We start from the raw sequence: 23,457 nt of genomic DNA on the forward strand, positions 1-23,457 counted from the left end.
TTTAAAACTAAAGGTTTTATTTACAATTGCGTAAAAATAAAATTTTATACTTGTGTAAATTAATTTTACAAAGGATAATATATGAAAAAAACTCTAGTTCTCTCTGTGGCATTAGCAACTACTCTTTTTGGTACTAGTATTGATTTTAAACAAGCAGATAATAATACACAACGATCCTTACCAACTGATAATCAAAACACTATACTTTCTTATCATGATTCTATACAAAAAGTCAAAAGTTCAGTTGTTAATATTTCAACTTCTAAAACCGTTCAAAGTAATTCCTTTGGGATTGATGATTTTTTCAATGATCCTTATTTTAAGCAATTTTTTGGTTTTGATTTTCCACAAGCTCCAAAAAATAAAAAGAATAAAAAAGAAGTAGTAAGTTCGCTTGGGTCTGGCGTAATTATTTCAAGTGATGGTTATATCATAACAAATAATCACGTTATAGAGGGTGCAGAAAAAATCACTGTAAATTTACCTGATTCAAGTACTGAATATAAAGCTAAATTAATCGGTGCTGATCCTAAAACAGATTTAGCAGTGATAAAGATAGAAGCAAAAAATCTACCTGCTGTGGTTTTTGCTGATTCGGATAAATTATTAGAAGGTGATGTGGTATTTGCTCTAGGTAATCCTTTTGGTGTTGGAAGCAGTGTTACAAGTGGGATTATTTCAGCCTTAAATAAAAATAATATAGGTTTAAATCAATATGAAAATTTCATTCAAACCGATGCTTCTATTAATCCTGGAAATTCAGGTGGAGCTTTGGTAGATAGTAGAGGAGCTTTAGTTGGGATAAATTCGGCCATACTTTCAAGAAGTGGTGGAAATAATGGTATAGGCTTTGCAATCCCTTCTAATATGGCAAAATCTATTGCGCAAAAACTCATTGAGCATGGAAAAATAGAAAGAGGTTATTTAGGTGTAGTCATAGGAGCTTTAACTCAAGATATCAAAAAAGCTTATACTAATCAAGAAGGAGCTTTAATCACTGAAGTGCAAAAAGATTCAGCAGCTTATAATGCGGGATTAAAAAGAGGTGATTTGATTATAAAAGTAGATAAAACTGTAATTAAAAGTCCTATGGATTTAAAAAATTATATAGGAAGCATCGATCCAAAACAAGCTATAGAAGTAACTTATGAAAGAGATAATAAAGTCAAAACAGCTAAATTTATGCTCAAAACAGATGAAAAATCGCTACAATATGAAAAAGGTTATATTGATGGTTTAAAATTAGTAGAACTTAATTCTAAAAATAAACAACAATACCGCATACCTGAAAATATTAGTGGTATTTTAATTACTGAAGTTACTCCAAAATCAAAAGCAGAAAAAATAGGTTTTGAGCAAGGTGATATTATTATAGGTATTGATCAATACGAAGTTTTAAATTTTAAAGAATTATCTAAGGCTTTAGAATTAAACAAAGGCAAAGAATATGTTAAAATTTGGATTAATAGAGGCGGTATGGTTAGAGCTTTACTTTTTTAAGAAAGGAAAATAATGACAAATATTTTAATGATAGAAGATGATTTAGAATTAGCCGAGATTATAGCTGAATATTTAGAGCAATTTGACATGAAGGTAGATATTGCTCATGAGCCTTATATAGGTCTTTCAAGACTTGCTTTAAATCCTTATGATTTAATCATTTTGGATTTAAGCTTACCTGGACTTGATGGACTTGAAGTGTGTGAGGAAATTCGTAAAAAATATGATACACCTATTATCATTTCAAGTGCAAGACATGACATTAGTGATAAGGTTGCAGCACTTGATTTGGGCGCTGATGATTATTTACCAAAACCTTATAACCCTCAAGAGCTTCAAGCAAGGATTAAAAGTCATTTAAGAAGAATTTCAAATACTAAAACCGCTCAAGCTCAAGTTAAAAAAGATCTTGTGTATGATAAATACAAACATACTATTACTATGAAAGATCAAGAAATTAGCTTTACAAATGCTGAATTTGATATTTTAAGTTATTTAATTAAAAAAGAAGGTGGAGTGGTAAGCCGTGAAGAACTTGTGTATAATTGTAGTTCTATTAGTGAAGACTCTAGCAATAAAAGTATAGATGTAATCATTAGCAGAATCAGACAAAAAATCGGAGATGATCCTAAAACTCCAAAATATATTCATTCAATCAGAGGCATAGGATATAAACTAACTCAATGAATAAATCATCGATTTTTTATACTATAACCTTTGTTTTCTTGCTTGCTAGTGTTAGTGTGATTTTAGCATTTTTATGGCTTATAAAATATGATCAGCAAAATTACACTAATGAGCTTAATGCAAAATATTCTTTTATAGCTAATGTAAGATTATTATATTTTAATCGTGTAATTAGCGAAAAAGAATTTTATGAACAAACAAAAAATTACAAAATGATAGAACTAACCGCGCCATCTTCTATAAGAAAAATCATCTATAAAGCTGAAACTATAGCACGTGCTCAAACTAGCACAGGTGTGGTTGAAATCATCACTTTAGAAGATAATGTATATTTAAAAATCATCTTTGATGGTAAACTTTATTTGTATAAAGATTTAGAATATCAAGGTTATCGTTATTTTGTGATTAAACTTATTGCTAGTATAGTAGTAATGGTTTTATTGATTTTATATATTTTTATCATTAGAAAATTAAAACCACTTAGAGCTTTAAAAAGGCAAATAGATAAATTTGGCGAAAACAAACTCAGTGAAATTCAAAATGTTAGCAAAGGCAATGATGAAATTTCCCAAGTAGCAACAGCCTTTTATGAATCTATTTTAAGAATTCAAAAACTAAATACTTCAAGGCAGTTTTTCTTAAGAAATATTATGCATGAATTAAAAACCCCTATTACTAAAGGCTTAATCACTTTAGAAATGCTTGAAGATAGCAAATATAAAGAAAGATTAGTAGGTGCTTTTAATCGTTTGGAAATTTTGATTAATGAATTTGCAGCCATTGAACAAATTACTTCAGGTGCTGGTTTGATTAATTTAAAAAAATACAATATCTTAGATCTTTTAGATGAAGCTAAAGATATAGCTATGAGCGATGATGAAAAGGTAAAAATTAGCATCAAAGAAAGTTTTAGTGTTAATGTGGATTTTAAACTTTTTACCACAGCAATGAAAAACATGATAGATAATGCGACAAAATATTCTGATGAAAATTGCGTTACCATAGAAATAACTAAAGATTATCTTTGCTTTAAAAACAAAGGAAAAGCCCTAGATAAAGACTTAAAATACTATACTCAAGCCTTTACACAAGGCAAGAAAAATAAAGATAGTTTTGGACTTGGATTATACATTGTTAAGACTATTTTAGATTCTCATAAACTTACGCTTTATTATGAATATAAAGATGGTATCAACCATTTTTATTTTAATGATATACAAAATATAATTTTAAACTAGGAAATTCATGCCCTTATCGCGTTTAAACGAAGAACAATATAAAGCTGCTAGTGCTCCTTTTGGACACAACCTAATCATAGCAAGTGCAGGCACAGGCAAAACTTCAACCATAGTTGCAAGAATAGCTTTTTTACTTCAAAATGGTATAAAGCCTGAAAAAATTATGCTTTTAACCTTTACAAACAAAGCTAGTAAAGAAATGATAGAAAGACTTGGTAGGTATTTTGATAAAAGTATTACTTCAAAAATCACAGCAGGAACCTTTCATAGCACCGCTTACACTTTGCTTAAAGAATTAAATCATGATATTATTTTAAAACCTGCAAGTGAGCTTAAAATTCTTTTGCGTTCTATTTTTGAAAAACGCACTTTTCATCATTTAAGTGACACTAAACCTTATATGCCAAGCTATTTGTATGATGTGTATTCTTTATTTCAAAATACCAATGCAAACTTAGATGAATTTTATAATTGGTTTTGTCAAAACTATGATGAGCAAGCTGTTTATGCTGAAATTTATGAAGATATTTTAAAAGAATACGAAGAAGAAAAAGCGCGCTTTAACTATGTGGATTTTAATGATTTATTGATAAAATTAAAACATGTTTTAGCTTCACATCATTTTGAATTTGATGAAATTTTAGTAGATGAGTACCAAGATACTAATACTTTACAAGGCTCGCTTATTGATGCTTTTAAAAGTAAAAGTTTATTTTGTGTAGGAGATTATGATCAAAGTATTTATGCTTTTAATGGAGCTGATATTTCTATTATAGGAAGTTTTAAAGATAGATTTATTGATGCAAATATTTTTACTTTAAATAAAAACTATCGTTCTAGTAAAAATATACTTGCACTAGCCAATAAAGTAATTTTAAACAATGAAAGATTATATCCTAAAGAATTAATTGTAACTAGAGAAGGAGATTTTAAAGCTCCAAGTTTGCTAACTTTTAATGAATTATTTGATCAATACTCTACTATAGCAAAAATAATCTTACAAAGCGGGGTTAATCTTGATGAAATTGCTGTGATTTTTAGAAATAACTCTAGTGCAGATGGAGTAGAAGTTGCCTTAAGAGAACTTGGCATAGCAAGTAAAAGAAAAGGCGGGGGAAGCTTTTTTGAAAGTTTAGAGGTAAAAAACTTTTGTTCTATGCTCGCAATTGTGCTTAATCCAAAAGACATCATGGCTTTTATACACTTACTTGAATACACTAAAGGAGTTGGCGGGGTTTTAGCAAAAGATATTTTTGATGCTTTATTAAAACTGGGACATTCTAGTTTGATTAAAGGCTTTTTAAATCCTGATGTTAGTGTAAGTTTAAAAAAATATAAAAAGCAAAGCTATCAACTAGGACTTTTTGATGATATTGAAGAACTAGCTTCTCCATCAAGGTTTAACCTAGAAAGTGAATTTAACACCCACCCTATTTTAAGCTTGCCTAAAATCAATGATATTTGCGCGAAAAATCTTGAAAAAATTTATCTTTTTATAAAAAAGGCAAGTGAATGTAAAATTTCAACTCAACTTGTGAATTTGATTTTAGAAAATGATTATTTCAAAGAAATTTGTGATATTTTAGCAACCAAAAAAGCAACCAACAAAAATTCTAATGTAGATTTAAACAAAAAAAGTGAAATTTTAGAAAAAATTAATGCAAAAATGTTTGTATTAAAAGAACTTGCAAAAAATTATAGTGATAATTACAAATACTATAATTTCCTTACTCTTGGTGCTAGTGAAATGAGTAGTGGTAATGGGGTTAATCTTTTAAGCATACATGCAAGCAAGGGACTTGAATTTGAACTTGTATTTGTAATTGATCTTGCACAAGGAAGGTTTCCAAATCAAAAGCTCATGAGTATGGGTGGAAGTTTGGAAGAAGAAAGAAGACTTTTTTATGTAGCAGTAACTAGAGCTAAAGATACTTTGTACTTAAGTTATGCAAAATATGATAAGATTAAAAAAAGCACTTATCAACCTTCATGTTTTCTAATCGAAGCAGGTATGTGTAAAGAAGAACAAAAATAAGACTTTATTAATCTTTTTATATTATGATTAATAAAAACCATTAAAAGGAGAAAAAATGAATAGTGTATTATTCAAAGGAAATAAAGTAAATTTAAAAGGAAATAATATCCAAGTTGGTGATATGGCTCCAAATATCACTTTAAAAGCTAAAGATCTTTCGGGTATTGAAATTGCTCCAAAAGGAAAAACACAAGTTATCATTAGCGTACCAAGTCTTGATACTCCAGTATGTGCAACCGAAGCCAGAGAATTTAACAAAAGAGCGGCGGCAAGTGGTGTTGAAGTAATTGTTGTAAGCATGGATTTACCTTTTGCTATGGGTCGTTTTTGCTCAACTGAAGGCATAGATAATTTAAGCGTTGCTAGTGATTTTGTATCTAAAGAATTTGGTGAAAAATATGGTGTTTTAATGGCTGATGGTCCACTTGAGGGAATTTTAGCTAGGGCTGTTTTTGTAGTTAAAGATGGTGTTGTAGTTTATAAGGAATTAGTAGATGAGATCACCGAACTTCCAAATATGCAAGCTCTAGAAAGCTTCTTTGGTCAAAGTTGTGGATGTGGTGGTTGTGGTTGCCACTAAAATTTAAAAGCCTTTTATAGGCTTTTAAAACTTAAAAATATGGAAAATTTTCTTTCTCATTTTGAAATAGAAAAACAAGATCTCAAACTTATACAAGAGCACTTACAAATAATAAACATTGAAAAAGACTTTAAGGTCAATGATAAATGTTTAGGATTTATAAAAATTTTAAAAGGCGAGCTTAGAGCTTTTATTCTAACTCCAAATGCAAAAGAAATAACACTTTTTCACCTTAAAGAAAATGATGAATGCGTTATTTGCTCTGAGTGTAATATGGATGGTATATCTTATGATGTTTTTATACAAAGTACCCAAAATACAAGTATAGCCATCATCCCCTCATCAATTTTTCAAATTTTAAAAGAAAAATACCCAAAAATTAATAATTATGTTTTAAGTTTAATTACCAAGCGTTTTAATACCTTAATCAAAGTTTTAGAGCAAGCTTTATTTATGCCTTTATCTTCTAGAATTTGTGATTTTTTAAAAGAAAATGCTAGTAATAATACTTTAAAAATTACCCATGAAGCTTTAGCTAATCACTTAGGAAGCGCTAGAGAAGCTGTTTCAAGAATTTTAAAAGAATTAGAAAAAGAAGGTAAAATCAAACTTGAAAGATCTAAAATAATACTAATTTCTTTGTAACTTTATCACAGAAATACTTTTAAAATTTATTTATAATATCAACAAAAAGGAGAAATTATGAGTAAATTAGAAAGAGTTCTAAGAATAGCTTTAGCCATAGTGGCGTTTTCTTTAGGAGTTTATTTTTCAACTTGGTGGGGATTATTGGGTTTAATTCCTTTATTAACAGGTATTTTTGCTGTTTGTCCTATAAGAGTGCTTAGTGGAAAACAAGCTTGTCCACTTGGGGTTTGCCCTATTTCTAAAAAGAAAAATTAGAATGATTTGCTAGTTTTTCTAGCTTTGGTGCGATGATATAAATCTACAATAAGCTTGGTTGGGATTATTTTTAAAATATTTTTGATGATAATCCTCAGCCCTATAAAATTTTTTCTAATTTTAAAACTTGTGTAACTATGGCTTTAGCGTAATATTTTTGTACTTTTTGTAAAAAATCACTAATGGTTTTTAACTCCTCATTAGCTTGATAAAAAATAACTGATCTATATTGTATCCCCTTATCAGCACCTTGTTTATCTAGGCTTGTTGGATCATGCATTTTGAGAAAAATTTCTAAAATTTTTTCTAATGAAATTTGTTTTTCATCATAAATTATCTTAGCTACTTCTATATTTCCATCACCATTTATCACGCTTTCATAACTTGGATTTGGCTTACCACCACTATAACCTACTTCTGTATAAACTACGCCTTTAATTTCATCAAACACAGCTTGAGTACACCAAAAACAACCCGCACCTAAAATGATTTCTTTATTTGTCATTGTTTTCTAAATCCTCGTTTTCTTTTAAAACAAGTTGCATAAGATAAAGTTCTTCTCCATCTATGATTTTTAAATCTTTATCTTCGCATTTTGGACACCAAAAGATATTATTTTCAAGTACTCCACTAAAATGGCATTTTTGACACTCAACTACTATTTCTTGAATATGTATAACAAATTTAGCATTCTTACACAAAGGACTATTTTCTTTAAAAGTTTCAAAACTTCTTTGTAAAAGTGGAGGTTCAACCCCGCTTAAGCGCCCTATTTTCACATGTACTTCTTCAATAATTTTTCCTTGAGCGTATTCTTCGCAAAGCTCTAGCAAAGATTCTGTAATACTTAACTCATGCATTAGCAAATTCTTGGTAAAAGTTCGCCCTTTGGAGCTTCTAAAATGCGTTTTGCTCCATAAGCATTTTCTAAAACCACTCTTGCTTTTTCATTAGCTGTGATTTCACCTATAACGGCTGCATTAGTATTAAATTGTTTTAGAATTTCTAATGCCTTTTGCTCATCTTTTTTATCTACACAAATAATAAAAGTTCCTTCATTTGCAAGCTCATAAGGCTCATATCCAAAAAGCTCACAAACCCCTAAAACTTCATCACAAACTGGAATTTTTTCCTCATATATCAAAAGCTCTAAATTACTTAATTTAGCCCATTCATTTAAAACCGCGCTAAGTCCACCACGCGTAGCATCGCGCATTGCTTTTATGGAAATATCTGCATTCAAAAGTGTTAAAACTTCATCTTTTAAATTTTTACAATCACTTTGGATATTTGCCTCTAAATTATTTCTTTCAACCAAAACCGCACAACCATGAGCTCCAATATCCCTTGAAACTAAGATACTACAACCACTTTCTAAGTCTTTTGTATTAATTTTTTGTATATTTTTTCCTATACATGAAGTGTTAATATATATTTCATCGCCTTTATTTTTAGGAACAACTTTAGTATCCCCACAAACTAGTTTTACTCCCGCTTTATCACATTCTTCTTTTATAGATTTTAGTATGATTTTTAACTTTTCTATCTCAAAACCCTCTTCTAAAATCAAGGCTAGTGACAAATATAGCGGTTTTGCTCCCACCATTAATACATCATTTACGCTACCACAAACTGCTAGTTTTCCTATATTTGTATCTTTTAAAAAGATAGGATTTAGCACAAAAGAATCAGTACTAAAAGCCAAATCATCTAAAATAGCAGCGTCATTTGCTTCTTTTAAAACATCATTTTCAAAAACAGAAAAAATTTCACTTATCAAAGCATTCATTTCTTCGCCACCGCCACCATGGGCTAAAGTAATTTGCTTCATTTTATGCCTTATCTTGATAATATTTATAATAAGCCGCACAAGCTCCTTCGCTAGAAACCATACAGCTACCTATTGGATTTTTTGGAGTACAAGCTTTTGCAAATACCTTGCAATCATAAGGCTTAGCTAAGCCTCTTAAAATTTGACCACAAATACAAGCTTTGCTTTCATCTTTACTTTGCACTTTACAATCAAACACTTTGCTAGCATCTAAGTGCGCAAATTCATCTTTTAAACAAAGCCCACCATTTGCAATTACTCCAAGACCTCTAAATTCAAAATCACAAGGCTTAAAGTATTTTTCTACTAAAGCTTTAGCTTTTAAATTACCCTCTTTGCTAACTACTCTGTGATATTCATTATAAACTTCAAAAGTATTTACATTCTTTTGCTCTACTATATTTAACACGCTAAGCATTATATCAACTGGCTCAAAACCACTCACTGCTATAGGAGTTTTATATTTTTTAGCAATAGGTTCATAAATGTTTGATCCTGTGATAACGCTTACATGAGAAGGCCCTAAAAAGGCGTCAATTTTTACATTTTCATCTTGCATGATAGCTTCTACTGCAGGTGGAACCAAAACATGATTAATATGAAAAAATAAATTTTTTAAATTTAAAGCTATGCTTTTTTCTATAATTACCCCACTCATAGGCGTAGTTGTCTCAAAACCTATGGTAAAAAAGATTATATTTTTTTCATGGTTTTTTAAAGCTATATCTATCACATCCAAAGGCGTATAAAGTGCTCTAACATCAGCTCCTTTGACTCTAAGGTCAATTAAGCTTTCATAACTTCCTGGTACTTTAAGCATATCACCTAATACACAAAAAATAGTATTTGACATACTCGCAAGTTTTAAAGCTACATCAATACGCTCTCTTGGCATAACACACACAGGACAACCTGGGCCATGCACAAAATTAATTTCTTTTGGCAATAAATCGGGTAAACCAAATTTCATAATACTATGCGTATGTCCACCACAAATTTCCATGATATTAATAGGCTTGGTAATTTTAGAAGCAATAAGTTCTTTTAGGGCTAAAATTCTTTCTTTATCTCTAAAATCATTAATTAAATCCATTTTTTAGCCCCATATCGCCTTCGTTTTCATCAATTTGCCCATTTTGCATTTTCTCTGCTATATCAGTATAAATTTTTAAACTCTCTTGCGCAGCTTGAGTGTCGATTTTTTCCATCGCAAAACCCACATGTATAAGCACATAATCACCTACTTTTAAGGGCTCGCTTATCAAGTCTAAACTCACTCTTCTTTTAACCCCTAAAGTTTCTACTATGGCTGAATTTAGCTCATCAATTTCTAAAATTTTAGAAGGTATAGAAAGACACATTAACTAAGCTCCTTTTTCATTTTTAGATAATTTATCCAAAGATCAAATCCTGTTTTTGTTTTGCTATCTAAAATCATAATATCTATTTTAGGATTTAATCTTTTAGCTGCCATGGAAGCTGCTTTAAAATCAAAGTCAAAATGCTGAGCCAAATCAGCTTTAGTAATGACCAATAAATCAGCTTTTCTAAACATCACTGGGTATTTTTCTACCTTATCGCTACCTTCTGTTACTGAAAGTAAAACTACATTTAGATGCTCACCCAAATCATAACTGGCAGGGCATACTAAATTTCCCACATTTTCAACAAAAACTATATCAAGCTCGCTAAGTTTAAAATGATGTAAAGCTTCATGCACCATAAAAGCATCTAAATGACAAGTTTGTCCTGTGGTGATTTGATGAGCTAAGCCCCCTGCTTTAATAATGCGATTTGCATCATTGTTAGTTTCCAAATCCCCTTCAACCACGGCTATTTTTAAATCGTCTTTTAAAGTTTTTATAGTTTCTTCTAAAAGCGTTGTTTTACCACTTCCTGGAGAACTCATTAGATTAATACAAAGAGTATTGTATTCGTTAAAATGTTCTCTATTATGAGCTGCTTGATGATCATTTTTTGATAAAATTTTACTAATAACATTAATAGTTTTTTCATCTTTTAAAGCTGGATTTTCATGATGGTGATCATGATGATGTTCATGTCCATTAATAGAACAACCGCAATCTTTACACATAATCTTTCCTTTATATTTTTATTTTATTGTATATAAAAAAGTATTAAAAAAATATGAGTTTTATTAAGTTTTTAAAGATAAATAATGTACAAGTTGCCCAAGTGCAATAGAACTATCATTACAAGGATATTGTAAAGAAGTTTTATAAGCAAAATTTTTTCGATCTAAAATTTCAAGTAAGGTTTTGTTTTGAAATACCCCGCCACATAAAAGTACTTCTTCTTTAAAATCTTTTGAATATTCTATAATTAAATTTGCAATGCCATTAAGCAAACCTGTACTAATTTTAACCTTATCTTTATCTTCTAAAGCTTGTAAAAAGGCATTTTTAAAGCAAATTTCTTTTTCTTGGATATCAAATTTGTAACTATAATCAAGATTTTTATCATAATATTTTTCCATTAAAAGTCCAATTTGTGCTTCATAATCAAGCTTTTGTATATCAAAAGTAAAAGCGCCAAAAGCATCAATAATCCTACCAAGAGAACTCGTATGTAAAGAGCTTTGAGCATGAATTTTTTTAAGATTGTTTAATTTTACTTGAGAAAATTTAGCCAAAAACTCGCTAGCTTTGCTTTCTAAATTAAAATCAAAGATCAAAGCTAAAGCTAAATTTGCGATATTTTTAATATCTGTATTAATGAGTTTGAAATTTTTAAAATGATTTAGCCTTTCATAGTTTTTTAAATTCGCTTTAAAAATTTCCCCACCCCAAATTTTTCCATCATCTCCATAACCTGTTCCATCAAAAATAAAGGCCAAAACATCGTTTTTATAAATTTTATGTTCAAATAAACAAGCACACAAATGCGCATAGTGATGTTGCACGCGAAAATTTTTATAATTTTTAAATTCTTTTACATAATTAAATTGTGGGTGTTTATCGCTTAAAATCTGATCAAAATTTAGTTTATAAGAGTTTTGAAAGAAAGTTAAAATTTTAAAAAATCTCTCTTGTATGTCTAAACTTTTCATATCACCTATATAAGGAGAAATGAAAATTTGATTTTTAAAAAAACATGCAAATTCATTTTTTAACTCACTCCCTAGAGCGAGAATATTTTCTTTTACATTAAAAATATCTACTGTGTTAATATAAAGCGGGTTAAGACCCCTTGAAGTCCTTAAAAACATAGTTTTTTCGCTAATAACTTGAGCAATGCTATCATCGCTTGAATTATAAATTGCTCTATCATAATCAAGATAAAAATCAAATACATCGCTAAGTTGCTCTAAAAGTTTTGCTTCTTCATAAATAATGCTTTGTGAACTTAGATTAGCACTTGTTGCAATGATAGGTTTTTTAAAATGCTCAAAAAGCATTAAATGCGTTCCCATATAAGCTAACATAATGCCTATTTTATTGGTATCTGGTGCTAAGCTTTTATGGATATTTTTGCTATTTAAAATAACTATGGGTTTTAAATTTGAAGTTAAAAGTTTTGCCTCAGCTTCATTGATAAAAGCTAATTCTTGAGCCATTTCAAGATCTTTTACCATAATAGCAAAAGGCTTTTTAGGGCGATTTTTGCGTATTCTAAGTTCATTTATAGCATTTTCATTTGTGCTATCACAAATTAAATGAAACCCACCCATACCTTTAAAAGCTATGATTTTACCTTCTCCTAAAAGCTTTGCAAGTAAGATAAAAGCTTTTTCATCTTTGGCTAAAATATTTTGATTTTTATCTTTTAAAAAAATAGTAATTTTACATTTTGGACATGAGAGTGGTTGAGCATGAAAGCGACGATTAGTAGGATCTTCATATTCGCTTTGACAAAAAGAACACATTTTAAACTCATCCATAGTCGTATTAACTCTATCATATGGAAGTTTTTTTATAATAGAAAATCTTGGTCCGCAATTTGTACAAGTAATAAAAGGATATTTAAAACGCGGATTTTTTTCATCATAAAATTCATTATAGCAATCCTCACAAAGAGCAAAATCACTCAAAATAGGACTAAATTTTTCACTATCTTGTGAAGCGCTTATGCTGAAATCATTATAAGTTTTTTGAAGTTTTTTATATGAAAAATCAAAATCATCTATCCTAGCCAAAGATGGTAGGTTAGTTAAGAGTTTTTCTTTAAAAATTTCTAATTCATCATTGCTACACTCAAGGATTATAATAACACCTAAGCTATTATTATAAACTTCACCTTTTAAATTAAGCTCTTTGGCTATATTAAACACAAAAGGACGAAAGCCAACGCCTTGCACTAGCCCTTTAATATGAATTTCATATCCAAAGCGGGACATCGCTTAACTTAAAAAATGGTATGTGTTTGAATACATTTTTACTAAGGCTTTTGTGCTCAAACAAGCTCCCACTAAGCACGGCGCAATCAACTTGCTCTTTAGCTTTTAAATCATCAAATAAATCCCTTAAAAAATACGCCAAACTCTCAACAACACCTAAGGCTATGATTTGATTTTCTACTCCAGCAAGCTTAAAACTCATCACACTTCTTAGTGTTTTAGTATAATCAAATTCTTTTTGCTTATTAAGCTTAAAGTCTATCCTAACACCTTTTGCCATTTTACTCTCATCTGCTAAGGCTAAAAGCGCTAATGCAGCACTTTGTACATCTTCATCAAGTTCTAAAATCATCCCTACCATGCCAAAAAGATTAAAAAAATTATTAGCCATATTTAGTTCTTTTCGCACTAGGGTAAATTCTTTTTCATAATTAGCCAGTAATCTCTTAGCAACATCATCTTGACTTATAGTTTCATAAAACTCATCAAAGCTTTTTGGTAAGCTAAGTTTTAAAAGATTTAGCTCTTTATCAAGTAAGATAATATCATCATTTCTTTTGCTAAGTTCTAAAAGCAAAGGCTTTTTGTCTTTAAAATCAGACAATATACAAGAAATTCTTGCAAAATTTTTATCTTCTTTTTGAAAAATCAAATTTTTAAACTCAGGTAAAATATAATCATAACCCCTGCAAACTACTAGTTCATTTTCGATTAAAGCCACTTCAAAATCATCTTCAAAATGTTCTAGCTTTTTAAAATTTAAAAACTTAATTCCTTCTTTTTCAAACTCAAAACATAAGGCAAACAAGAAAAGATTATCATATATTTTTATTTTAAAGTACTCATGATTTAATTGATGATTTTGTCTAAAAATAGCATTAAATTTAAGTTTCATTAGAGGTTTTTCAACCCCTGCTAAGATTTTAAACTGCTCGTTATTACAGGAAAAAAATGCATTGATATGTTTTGGATCACAAGGCATTAAAAAATCATCTAATGCTTCATTAAAAATTTCAAAAGTATATACTCCTTTTGAGCTTTTAAAATGTATTTTTTCTTTGTTTTTTAATTTTTCTAAGGCTTTTTTTAGATTATCATGAAAATTTTCTTTAGTGATTTTTATAAAATTCTCTTCTATTTTAAATTCTTCTTCTACAAAAATACCCCATTCATTTTCTAAAAGTTCACCATTGGTATAAGCGTTTGCATTAAGTCTTGTTAAAAAACTTCTTTTAGTGAAGGTTTTTTCTTTTTTTATGGGTGTAAAATCTTCTTCTATAACTTTTAAGTCAAATTTGTTTAAAAAAACACTATGGCTAATATTTTCTAAATTAGAACAAAAGGCTTGAATTTCATCTTTTTCACCCTTAACTTTAATGATGATTTTTTCATCTTTTTGCTCATAATCATACACATAATCCTTAGTATAATAAGCTAACAAATACTCAAAAATATCGTTTTTAGATTTATAATCAAAAGTAATTTCTAAAAGCAAGTTTAAAACCTTAAAATTAAATTTCAAAAGTATAAATATAGCAATTTTAATTCTAAGGAAAGCTTAAAAAAGCTATCTAAAATATAGATAGCTTGTTATTTTAGTAGTTAAATTCAGAACCAATGGCGATTTTTTGAATTTCTTTTTTATTTTCAAGTTTTAAAAGTGGAGCATTTTTATCTACACCTAAAACTTTTGCTTTTTTGCCATCAAGTAACAATGCAACACCTTCTGGTAAAGCATAAACAACTACTTTAGGATTTACAATCAAAAACTCTTCAAGTCTTTCTTCGCGGCTTTCACCATTGTGTCCTACTGGTTTACCTGAGATAAAATGTGGGTTGATTTGATGAGGGAAGATATTAAAAGTATTGAATGATTTTGGTTCAACTATAGGCATATCATTAGTTGTCATCATAGTTGCACCTGCTACGTTTGAGCCTGCTGACCAACCAACATAAGGCACACCCTCACTTACCCTTTTTGCGATGAGTTCTACTAGGTTATTATTATAAAGCTGATTAACTAATTCAAAAGTATTTCCACCCCCTACAAAAATCGCATCAGCACTTTTAACAATATCAGCAGCATTACCCCTATGTACGCTAACTATTTGAAGTCCTAAGCTTTCTAAAGCTTTAGCAACTTGTGCTTCATATTGCTCATAAGTTTTTCTAACACCTGCATAAGGTATAAAAGCTACTTTTTTACCTTTTAAGTTGTTTTTTTCAACAAATTCTTTAAGCCAAGGTAAAGCATGATTTAAATATCCAGTATCTTTATAACCTGAACTTGAGAGCAATAAAGCTTTTTGTTTATCTTTTGGGAAATTAACTACATCATTAGCATTTAAAGCTACCCCGCTAAAAAGCATAGCAGCTAAACCAATAGCACCTACTTTCAATAAACTTCTTCTTTTCATTGTTTCTCCTTTAAAGAAATATTTAAAAACTATTTATTTTAATAAATAATTATTTAAAATAAAATAAATTTTTATTAATAAATAAAACTTTTTAAAAGAGCTTCACATGCTTTATAATCAGGCATTAATTTATACAAAAAATCATAAAATTCTTTTTGATGATGTGGATAAATTAAATGTGTAAGTTCATGCAAAATCACATATTCTATAGCTTTTATAGGTTTTTGCATAAGTTTTAAATTTAAGTTTATGTATGCTTTTTGATGATTGCAAGAACCCCATCTTGAAATCATTTCCTTAATACAAATTCTTTGCACCTTTCTTTCAAAAGCAAATTCCCATTTTTTTATATAAAACTCAAAAATCACTCTAGCACTACGCCTTAAGAAAAGATCTAAGGCTTTTTGATTTTTTGCAAAGATTTTACCTTTTTTAATAAATACTTTTTTATAATTTTCATCAAAGACTAACTTGTATTTTCTACCTAAAAAATATAGCTCATCACTTGCTATAACTACCCTTTTTAAAGAAAGTTCTTTTTCTTTGGCTCTAATCCAACTTTCATTTTTTTCTAAAAATCTTAAAACATCTCTTTGCTCATAATATAGCGGTATGCTAAGCTTGAAATTTAAATCTCTATCTATTCTAAGTCTTAGATATTTAAGTTTTTTCTTTTCAAAAGCAAAACGAAATTCTTTAAATTCTAAAATTCCTTTTATACTAGTGCTTTGCCTTGCCATTTTTTACTTTTCCATCTGTATGAATTAACTATACCGCGTAAAAACTCGTCTGCGCAAAAACCCATCCAAACTCCTAAAATTCCAAGTCCAGCATAAAAGCAAAGTATATAGCCCACAGGCAAAGAAACTCCAAGCATAAATACAACTCCACTTAAAAATGGAAATCTCGCATCACCACTTGCTCTTAATGAATTTACCATGACTATATTAAATGTTCTTGAAATTTCTAAGAAAATCGAAAGTGCAAATAGTGGTATCATAAGTTCTTTTAAATTTTCCTCAAGTTTTATTACACCCATGGTAAAATCTTGCAAAACAAAATTTAACAAAGCTACAAAAGCACTTACAACTACACTAAAATACAAGGCTATCCAGGTATGTTTATAGGCTACATTTAAGTATTTTGCACCGACTAATTTACCTATGATAATTTCATTTGCCACACTTATAGCTTGTCCTACCAACATGATAAGTAAAGAAATTTGAAAATAAATCGTTTGAACACTTAAGTTTTCTTTACCTAAACTTGCTACAAAAGCAAAGGCTATGGTGTATTGTATAAACCATATTAAATTTTCGCCGGCAGCAAATCCACCGATATTTAAAATCTTTTTAAGTACAGCTTTTTCAAGGCTTATCATCTCTTTAATTTTAAGATGAATTTTGAGTTTAAAACTAAGTATTGCCACAAGCATGCCAAAAGCTACTAAACGCCCAAATATATTGCTAAGCCCTACTCCAAAAAGCTCTAATTTGGTAAAATGCAATACATAAAAATTTCCTATAAATATTACAACATTCATCAATAAAGTTACAAACATAACCCAATAAGCCATGTTGTATACTCTAATAATAGCAGCCAAAACTATACCCATGGCATCAAAAAATAAACAAATTCCAAGCATATGCAAGTAAATTTCACTATCTTTTAAAAGTTCATTTGGAATTTGTAAAAGGTAAAGCAAAAGCTCTCCATGCCATAAAATCAAACTTCCACACACAAGTCCAATTAAGCCATTTAAAAATAAACTTTGATGGATTACTTTTCTAGCTAAAGTGTAATTTTTAGCTCCTAAAGCTTGAGCAATTACCACACTACAACCCACACTTAAAAAGCTAAAAATAATAATAAATAAATCTGCTACTTGATTACCAGCACCCATAGCCCCAACTAAAAAGTTAGAATACTGCGAAACCATAACGGTGTTAATAATCAAAGAAAAATATCTTAAAAACATTTCAAGTAGTATAGGCATACTAAGATGCTTGAGTGAAAGTTGTTTGCTTGCCATAAATACTCTTTTTGATAATAAATTTTTGAAAGTAAAAAAGTAATTTTACTTAAAAATTACTTTTTATAAAATAAATAATATCAAATTGAATTTATTATACTTAAAACAATTTGCTCATTTTTCTCTTTAAAAGTATATATTAAATCATCACATTTATACGAGATTTCTTTTTTACAAGTTTTATCTTTTAAAGATTCTTGTAGAATTTGCGGTAAGTGTTTTTTGATTAAAGTTTTTATTGACATTCCTAATCCGTGATTTAAATTTTTAACTAATCTACCATCTATTTGTTTTTCACAATTAATTTCATACAAACAAACATCAAATCCTAATTCACTCAAAAACACATACAGTTCTTTCTTGTTCTTAAACGGCGCTATGGTATCATATATACTATGATAGCTAATATAAGGAATTTTTCTATAACTTGATTGAAGTTTTAAATGTTCATAATTTAAAATATCTCTAATGCTTTTTCTTGCATTAGAAAAATAACAAGGAGAATATTGATTAGATGTCCAAAAACTTTTAGTAAACAAAAATAAATCAATATTTTCAGAGTAATTTATATAAAATTCGCAGTTCTTAGTATAATCAATTTCTTTAGAAAAACCTAAATACGCAAGAGGTGTTTGTGCATAAGAAGAATTATCTATTATGCCATCTATAATCCAAGGACTTATTTTAGCACATAAATTTGCCAAATATCCTCCATGGGAGCTACCGACTAAAATTACTGGTATATCCCCCCCCCACTCATATTTTTTTGCACATGTAATATAGCATTAGATATATCTATTGCTTGCATGATGCCAAAATTTTGATACTCATTTTTAGTTGGTTTTAAAGTGGCACTAAGTTGAATTTTACTTTGATTGTGAATTTTATTTGTTGATTTTAATTCAATCATCTGCTGGTCTATATATTTTAAATCATCATAGGCAAAATCTTTCCATTTTATGCCAAAAGCTTTACATGAATGTTCTAGTATAAATTTATCTATATTATCAAATATTATTTTTGCACCATTATTCAATCTTGAACCAATACAGTGATACTCAACACTAAGTACAATTACATCAAAATTACTACATATGGTTTCAGCTAAATGTCTTCTATAATCACTATTTACATCATCTCCAAATCCAGAAATAATGCAAACAATAGCTTTCATTTGTTTACTATTATCATAAGTGATTTTATATTCTAGTTTACTTTCTCTTTTTATATTTAATTCTACATCATCGCAAGAGTCTATGAAATAGATTTGATTTATGAGCATATTAAGCCTTTTAGAAATTTTGATTAATTATATCATCAAAATTTCTAAATAGATAAAAATTACCCAAAAGCTCCATTTAAATAAGCTTTTGTTTTTTCTTCTTTAGGATTTTCAAAAAATTCCTTACTCTCTCCAAATTCTACAAGTTCTCCTAAATGAAAAAACGCAGTATAATCAGCCACGCGCTTACCTTGTTGCATGTTATGCGTTACCATAACCATAGAAAGATTATGACTTAATTCTTTAATAAGTTCTTCTATAACACTTGAAGATATAGGATCAAGTGCAGAAGTTGGTTCATCTAAAAGTAATAATTTTGGCTTTATAGCTAAAGCTCTTGCTATACAAAGGCGTTGTTGCTGACCACCTGAAAGCGCTAAAGCATTTTGTTTTAGTTTATCTTTTACCTCCTCAAAAAGACCCACTTTTTTAAGACATTCTTCCACCAAAGCATCTTCTTCATCTTTGCTTTTGATCATTCCATGGAGTTTTGGTGCATAAGAAATATTATCATAAATGCTTTTTACAAAAACATTAGGTTGTTGAAATACCATTCCAACTTTTTTTCTAAGCACAACTAAATCTTGATTTTTAACATCTTTCCCATCAATCTCAACAAGACCATCGATTTTTGCTATTTTATCATTCATCCTATTAAAACAACGCAAAAATGTGGATTTTCCACAGCCTGAAGCACCTATTAAAGCTGTTATTTTATTTTTTTGAATTTCGATATTAATATCAAATAAAGCCTGTTTTTTACCATAAAATAAATTTAAATTTGTTGTTTTTGCTATCATTTTAATTTTCCTTGAAAATATCTTCTTAAAAGTATTGCTGCTAAATTTAAAATCACTAAAAGAGATAAAAGCACTATAATCCCTGCTGCTGTTCTTTCTAAAAATGCACGCTCTGGCATAGCTGACCATGAAAAAATTTGAGCAGGTAAAACACTTGTTGGCGCAAAAATTGAGTTTGCTACATCAGGTATAAAAGCTATCATACCTATAATCATCAAAGGTGCGGTTTCGCCAATAGCCCCTGCTAGAGTTAAAATAGAACCTGTTAAAATCATAGGCATTGCCAAAGGTAGCATAATGCCTTTTATCATTTGAATTTTAGTCATGCCTAAAGCATATGCTGCATTTTTCATATTAATATCCACACTTTTTAAGGCAGCTTTAGTTGAAACAATAATAATAGGCAAACTCATAATAGCTAAAGTAAGTCCCCCAACTAAAGCACTAGAACGAGGCATGCCAAAAAGATTAATAAACACTCCAAGACCTAAAAGTCCAAATAAAATACTAGGAATACTAGCTAAATTATTTATACACACTTCTATAAAATGCGTAAATACATTTTGCGGAGCAAATTCTTCTAAATAAATAGCTGCTCCAACTCCTATTGGGATACTCACAGCCATACATACTATCATCACAAGCAAAGTTCCAACCACAGAAGCAAAGATTCCTGAATTTTCAGGTGATTTAGAGTCTCCATTAAGGAAAAAATTCGTGTTAAAACTTAGTTTGATTTCTTGTTTTTGAACTAATTCATCGACTAATTTTTTTTGCTCATCGCTTAGTTTATTGTAGTTTTTTTTCATATATTGATCAACTTCAGAATTTGCTAAAAGCCAAGATTTTTCTTTGATTTGACCAGTTCTTATTTTCCTTTGTTCAGCGCGCGATAAAAGCTCATATGAAGGGCTATTTCTATCAGACTCTACATAAATATAAGTTTGCTTAAAAGCTCCTACTCCAAGATACCCTACACTTGATAAAAAAATACAAAGAAAAATAAGATTTATATAAAGCCCTATTTTACAGAATCTTTTGAAATTTTTTGAAGCTTTTTTTCTTTGTTTGAAAAGTTTTTTCATAAATTTTTCCTTTTATGGAAGCGATTTATCAAATAAACGCTAAAAATATTAATGATTAATGTGATAATAAAAAGCACAAGCCCTAAAGAAAATGCACTTAAAGCCAAAGAACTATCAAAAGCTTGATCACCACTTAATGCTTCTACTATTTTTACAGTCACTGTTGTCATATCTTCTAAAAAATTCATTGTTAAATTTGGACGCAATGAAGCAGCCATAACAACAATCATCGTCTCTCCTAAAGCTCTTGAAAGTCCTAAAAGACAAGCTGCAACTATACCTGGCATTGCTTCTGGTAAAATCACTGCAAAAACGACTTCTTTTTTAGTCATACCTAAAGCATAAGCTCCATTGATTCTTTTTAAACTTACAGCTTCAATGCAATCTTGCGAGAGTGAAGCTACTATAGGGACTATCATAATACCCATGATAAAACCTGCACCTAAAGCACTTTGAAAACTAGCTTCTATGCCAAAGAGAGAGAAAAACCATACTATAAATGGAGCTACAACTATAGCTGCAAAAAATCCAAAAACCACGGTAGGAATTCCTGCTATGATTTCTAAAATAGGCTTTAAATAGTTTTTAGATTTTTTACCCGCAAATACTCCAAGATAAATAGCACACATTACACCTAAAGGTAAGGCTGTTAGCATTGCTATTAGTGAAATATAAAAAGTTCCCCAAAATAAACTCAAAGCACCAAAAACACCATGCTTGCTACTTCCATCAGCACCTACAAATGCAGCATCTGCTGCCCACTGGCTTGAGAATAAAAAAATAAATACGCTTTCTTTTTGAAAAAAATTTAATGCTTCAATTAAAATCGTTAGCATAATAGCAAAACTTACTACTACACTAACAAAAGCACAAAGAAAAAGCGTTAATTTTATTATTTTTTCTTTTATCAATTTTTCGTCCTAAATCAAAAAACTTTCCCTGATTTAACAAGCTCATCAGTTAATAAACCTTTTTCTTCTATATGTTTTTGGGTTTGTTTTAATGTTTTTTCATCCAAAGGAACTAATCCTATTTTTTCTAATTCTGCTCCACTCTTAGCTAAATCATCACTCATATAAATTTTTGCAAATTCAAATACTTCTGGATTTTTCTTAGCATTCATATATATAAACAAAGAACGAGCTAGTTTATATTTTCCTTCAGAAATATTTTTCTCATTAGCTTTTACACCATCAATGTAGGCAGCATTAATCTTATCATCATTACTAGCTAAAAATCCGTATCCAAAAAGCCCAAAAGCTTCTTTATCAATAGAAAGTTTTGAAACAATTAAATTATCATTTTCACCGCTTGGTATAAATGCTCCATCTTGGCGTATAGTTTTATATATACCTTTATATTCAGGAATTTTTTTAGAAATATCTACCATAACAAGCTCTTCTATACTATCTCTTGTTCCTGAACTTGATGGAGGACCATAGATTGTAATTTTTCTATTTGGTAGATTTTTATTGATTTGTTGCCAATTTGTGTAAGGATTTGGGACTAATTTTCCATCTTGTGGAATTTCTTTAGCCAAAGCTAAAAATAACTCATGTAAGCTTATATTTAATGGGGTATTGATTTTATTTTGAGCTAAAACTATACCATCATAACCTATCATAATCCCGACTATATCACTCACGCCTGATTTTTTACAAGTTTCAAATTCACTTGGTTTGATTGCTCTTGAAGCATTAGAAATGTCAGTAATTCCCTCGCAAAACACTTTAAAACCACCGCCTGTACCAAGACTTTCAACTATAGGTGTTTTTGTATTTTTTATAACAGCATATTCTTCAGCAACAAAAGAAGTAAAAGGGTAGACAGTGGATGAACCTGCTATTTTTAATTCTACTGCTTCTAAACCAACAAAGCAAGCCACACTTAAAGCTAAAAGTTTTTTCATTTTATCTCCTTAGTTAAAAAGTAATGAAAATTTAAAAAAACTTGGAAACATTTTGGATACATGTATTTTTTGATATAATTTTTATATGTTAAATATTATTTTGATAGAAGATGATAAAGACTTAAACGAATTAATCACACTAAGACTTAGCCAAGAAAATATAAAAATTTATAGTTATTTTGATTTTTTTGACTTAGAAACTTTTTTAGATACCAATGAAATAGACTTAATCATCATGGATAGAAATTTACCAAGTGGTGATAGTGTAGAGATGATAAAACAATTAAGAAAAAAAGGTTATATGGAGCCTGTGATTTTTCTTAGTGCAAAGACTTTACAAAAAGATATTTTAGAAGGTTTTGAGCAAGGCTGTGATGATTATATATGTAAACCTTTTGATTTTAATGAGCTTTTATTTAGAATCAAAGCCGTAACTAAAAGAAATAAAACTCCAAAAGAACAAATTTCTTATCAAGATTTTACCTTATATATAGAAGAGAGAAAATTAACCTATAAAACAAATACATTTGAAAATTTATCAACCCTAGATGTGGAATTACTCAAGTGTTTTTTTAATCACAAAAATCAACTTCTAAGCCGTCAATTTTTAAGCGAGCAAGTATGGAAAAATGACACAACAAGCGATAAGACAATCAATACAGCTATTTTAAGATTAAAACAAAAAATTCCACAAATTAAGGAAAATATCATTTCAGTGCGTTCGGTGGGCTATAAATTGTGCTAAAAATAAAAACTTTTTTCCTTTTTATACTTGGATTTTTTTGTATTGCTTTTTTTATA

22 protein-coding genes and 2 pseudogenes are annotated in these 23,457 nt (G+C 29.2%); 8 read left to right on the forward strand and 16 right to left on the reverse strand.

All coding sequences use genetic code 11. The features are described 5' to 3' along the window. Positions 1–81: 81 nt before the first annotated feature. Genes EL235_RS04115 through EL235_RS04145 form a run of 7 tightly spaced genes read left to right on the forward strand, consistent with a single transcriptional unit; the run spans position 82 to position 6,943 of the window. Positions 82–1,500: a DegQ family serine endoprotease gene (locus EL235_RS04115; RefSeq protein WP_039626092.1), complete on the forward strand. Its 1,419-nt coding sequence runs from the start codon at positions 82–84 to the stop codon at positions 1,498–1,500. 12 nt (positions 1,501–1,512) lie between these two features. Further along, a complete protein-coding gene (locus EL235_RS04120) occupies positions 1,513–2,187 on the forward strand; it encodes a response regulator transcription factor (protein ID WP_039626094.1) in 675 nt (224 codons plus the stop codon). Beyond that, on the forward strand, positions 2,184–3,425 hold the full coding sequence (locus tag EL235_RS04125) for an ArsS family sensor histidine kinase (protein WP_039626096.1): 1,242 nt from the start codon (positions 2,184–2,186) through the stop codon (positions 3,423–3,425). Before EL235_RS04120 ends, EL235_RS04125 begins: the two co-directional genes overlap by 4 nt. A gap of 7 nt (positions 3,426–3,432) precedes the next feature. Beyond that, positions 3,433–5,460: an ATP-dependent helicase gene (locus tag EL235_RS04130; RefSeq protein WP_126340865.1), complete on the forward strand. Its 2,028-nt coding sequence runs from the start codon at positions 3,433–3,435 to the stop codon at positions 5,458–5,460. Between the two features lie 55 nt (positions 5,461–5,515). After that, complete coding sequence (tpx, locus tag EL235_RS04135) at positions 5,516–6,040, forward strand: thiol peroxidase (RefSeq protein WP_126340866.1); 525 nt, start codon at positions 5,516–5,518, stop codon at positions 6,038–6,040. 39 nt (positions 6,041–6,079) lie between these two features. Next, entirely contained in the window at positions 6,080–6,685 is a 606-nt protein-coding gene (locus EL235_RS04140) for a Crp/Fnr family transcriptional regulator (RefSeq protein ID WP_039628336.1), read from the forward strand. Positions 6,686–6,742: 57 nt separating this feature from the next. Next, a complete protein-coding gene (locus tag EL235_RS04145; protein ID WP_012661495.1) occupies positions 6,743–6,943 on the forward strand; it encodes a YgaP family membrane protein in 201 nt (66 codons plus the stop codon). On the opposite strand, the pseudogene msrA reads toward EL235_RS04145, so the two are convergent. From msrA to EL235_RS04225, 16 genes and pseudogenes are all read right to left on the reverse strand, one after another. Next, positions 6,927–7,448 (reverse strand): annotated as a pseudogene (gene msrA, locus EL235_RS04150) (peptide-methionine (S)-S-oxide reductase MsrA). The gene EL235_RS04145 and the pseudogene msrA overlap by 17 nt on opposite strands. Next, on the reverse strand, positions 7,438–7,803 hold the full coding sequence (locus tag EL235_RS04155) for a hydrogenase maturation nickel metallochaperone HypA/HybF (protein ID WP_039626107.1): 366 nt from the start codon (positions 7,801–7,803) through the stop codon (positions 7,438–7,440). The pseudogene msrA and the gene EL235_RS04155 overlap by 11 nt, the downstream one beginning before the upstream one ends. Continuing rightward, the gene (gene hypE, locus EL235_RS04160) at positions 7,803–8,774 is read right to left on the reverse strand and encodes a hydrogenase expression/formation protein HypE (RefSeq protein WP_126340867.1); all 972 of its coding nucleotides are present in this window, start codon (positions 8,772–8,774) and stop codon (positions 7,803–7,805) included. The genes EL235_RS04155 and hypE overlap by 1 nt, the downstream gene beginning before the upstream one ends. 1 nt (position 8,775) lies before the next feature. Then, a complete protein-coding gene (hypD, locus tag EL235_RS04165) occupies positions 8,776–9,867 on the reverse strand; it encodes a hydrogenase formation protein HypD (protein ID WP_126340868.1) in 1,092 nt (363 codons plus the stop codon). Beyond that, entirely contained in the window at positions 9,854–10,135 is a 282-nt protein-coding gene (locus EL235_RS04170) for a HypC/HybG/HupF family hydrogenase formation chaperone (protein WP_039618343.1), read from the reverse strand. The genes hypD and EL235_RS04170 overlap by 14 nt, the downstream gene beginning before the upstream one ends. Further along, on the reverse strand, positions 10,135–10,869 hold the full coding sequence (hypB, locus tag EL235_RS04175) for a hydrogenase nickel incorporation protein HypB (protein ID WP_115645554.1): 735 nt from the start codon (positions 10,867–10,869) through the stop codon (positions 10,135–10,137). Before hypB ends, EL235_RS04170 begins: the two co-directional genes overlap by 1 nt. Before the next feature lie 63 nt (positions 10,870–10,932). After that, positions 10,933–13,131: a carbamoyltransferase HypF gene (gene hypF / locus EL235_RS04180; protein WP_126340869.1), complete on the reverse strand. Its 2,199-nt coding sequence runs from the start codon at positions 13,129–13,131 to the stop codon at positions 10,933–10,935. Beyond that, positions 13,112–14,626: a hypothetical protein gene (locus tag EL235_RS04185; RefSeq protein WP_126340870.1), complete on the reverse strand. Its 1,515-nt coding sequence runs from the start codon at positions 14,624–14,626 to the stop codon at positions 13,112–13,114. The genes hypF and EL235_RS04185 overlap by 20 nt, the downstream gene beginning before the upstream one ends. Before the next feature lie 100 nt (positions 14,627–14,726). Then, the gene (pepE, locus tag EL235_RS04190; protein WP_126340871.1) at positions 14,727–15,548 is read right to left on the reverse strand and encodes a dipeptidase PepE; all 822 of its coding nucleotides are present in this window, start codon (positions 15,546–15,548) and stop codon (positions 14,727–14,729) included. Between the two features lie 74 nt (positions 15,549–15,622). After that, a complete protein-coding gene (locus EL235_RS04195) occupies positions 15,623–16,288 on the reverse strand; it encodes a M48 family metallopeptidase (RefSeq protein ID WP_126340872.1) in 666 nt (221 codons plus the stop codon). Next, positions 16,264–17,580: an MATE family efflux transporter gene (locus EL235_RS04200; RefSeq protein ID WP_114640329.1), complete on the reverse strand. Its 1,317-nt coding sequence runs from the start codon at positions 17,578–17,580 to the stop codon at positions 16,264–16,266. Before EL235_RS04200 ends, EL235_RS04195 begins: the two co-directional genes overlap by 25 nt. A gap of 80 nt (positions 17,581–17,660) precedes the next feature. Beyond that, positions 17,661–18,862: pseudogene (locus EL235_RS08080) on the reverse strand (DUF2920 family protein). 59 nt (positions 18,863–18,921) lie between these two features. Then, positions 18,922–19,662 carry a phosphate ABC transporter ATP-binding protein PstB gene (pstB, locus tag EL235_RS04210; protein ID WP_114640330.1) on the reverse strand — a complete coding sequence of 247 codons (741 nt, stop codon included), beginning with the start codon at positions 19,660–19,662 and terminating at the stop codon, positions 18,922–18,924. Further along, positions 19,659–20,747, reverse strand: coding sequence for a phosphate ABC transporter permease PstA (pstA, locus tag EL235_RS04215; protein ID WP_114640331.1), 1,089 nt, complete (start codon positions 20,745–20,747; stop codon positions 19,659–19,661). Before pstA ends, pstB begins: the two co-directional genes overlap by 4 nt. Next, positions 20,744–21,658, reverse strand: a complete 915-nt coding sequence (pstC, locus tag EL235_RS04220; protein WP_114640332.1) for a phosphate ABC transporter permease subunit PstC — start codon at positions 21,656–21,658, stop codon at positions 20,744–20,746. The genes pstA and pstC overlap by 4 nt, the downstream gene beginning before the upstream one ends. 14 nt (positions 21,659–21,672) lie before the next feature. Continuing rightward, a complete protein-coding gene (locus tag EL235_RS04225; protein WP_114640333.1) occupies positions 21,673–22,656 on the reverse strand; it encodes a substrate-binding domain-containing protein in 984 nt (327 codons plus the stop codon). 85 nt (positions 22,657–22,741) lie between these two features. On the opposite strand from EL235_RS04225, the gene EL235_RS04230 reads away from it, so the two are divergent. Beyond that, complete coding sequence (locus EL235_RS04230; RefSeq protein ID WP_039626130.1) at positions 22,742–23,401, forward strand: response regulator transcription factor; 660 nt, start codon at positions 22,742–22,744, stop codon at positions 23,399–23,401. Positions 23,402–23,457: the final 56 nt, after the last annotated feature.

Origin of the sequence: Campylobacter lari (assembly GCF_900638335.1) — a bacterium.
Taxonomy (GTDB): domain Bacteria; phylum Campylobacterota; class Campylobacteria; order Campylobacterales; family Campylobacteraceae; genus Campylobacter_D; species Campylobacter_D lari_E.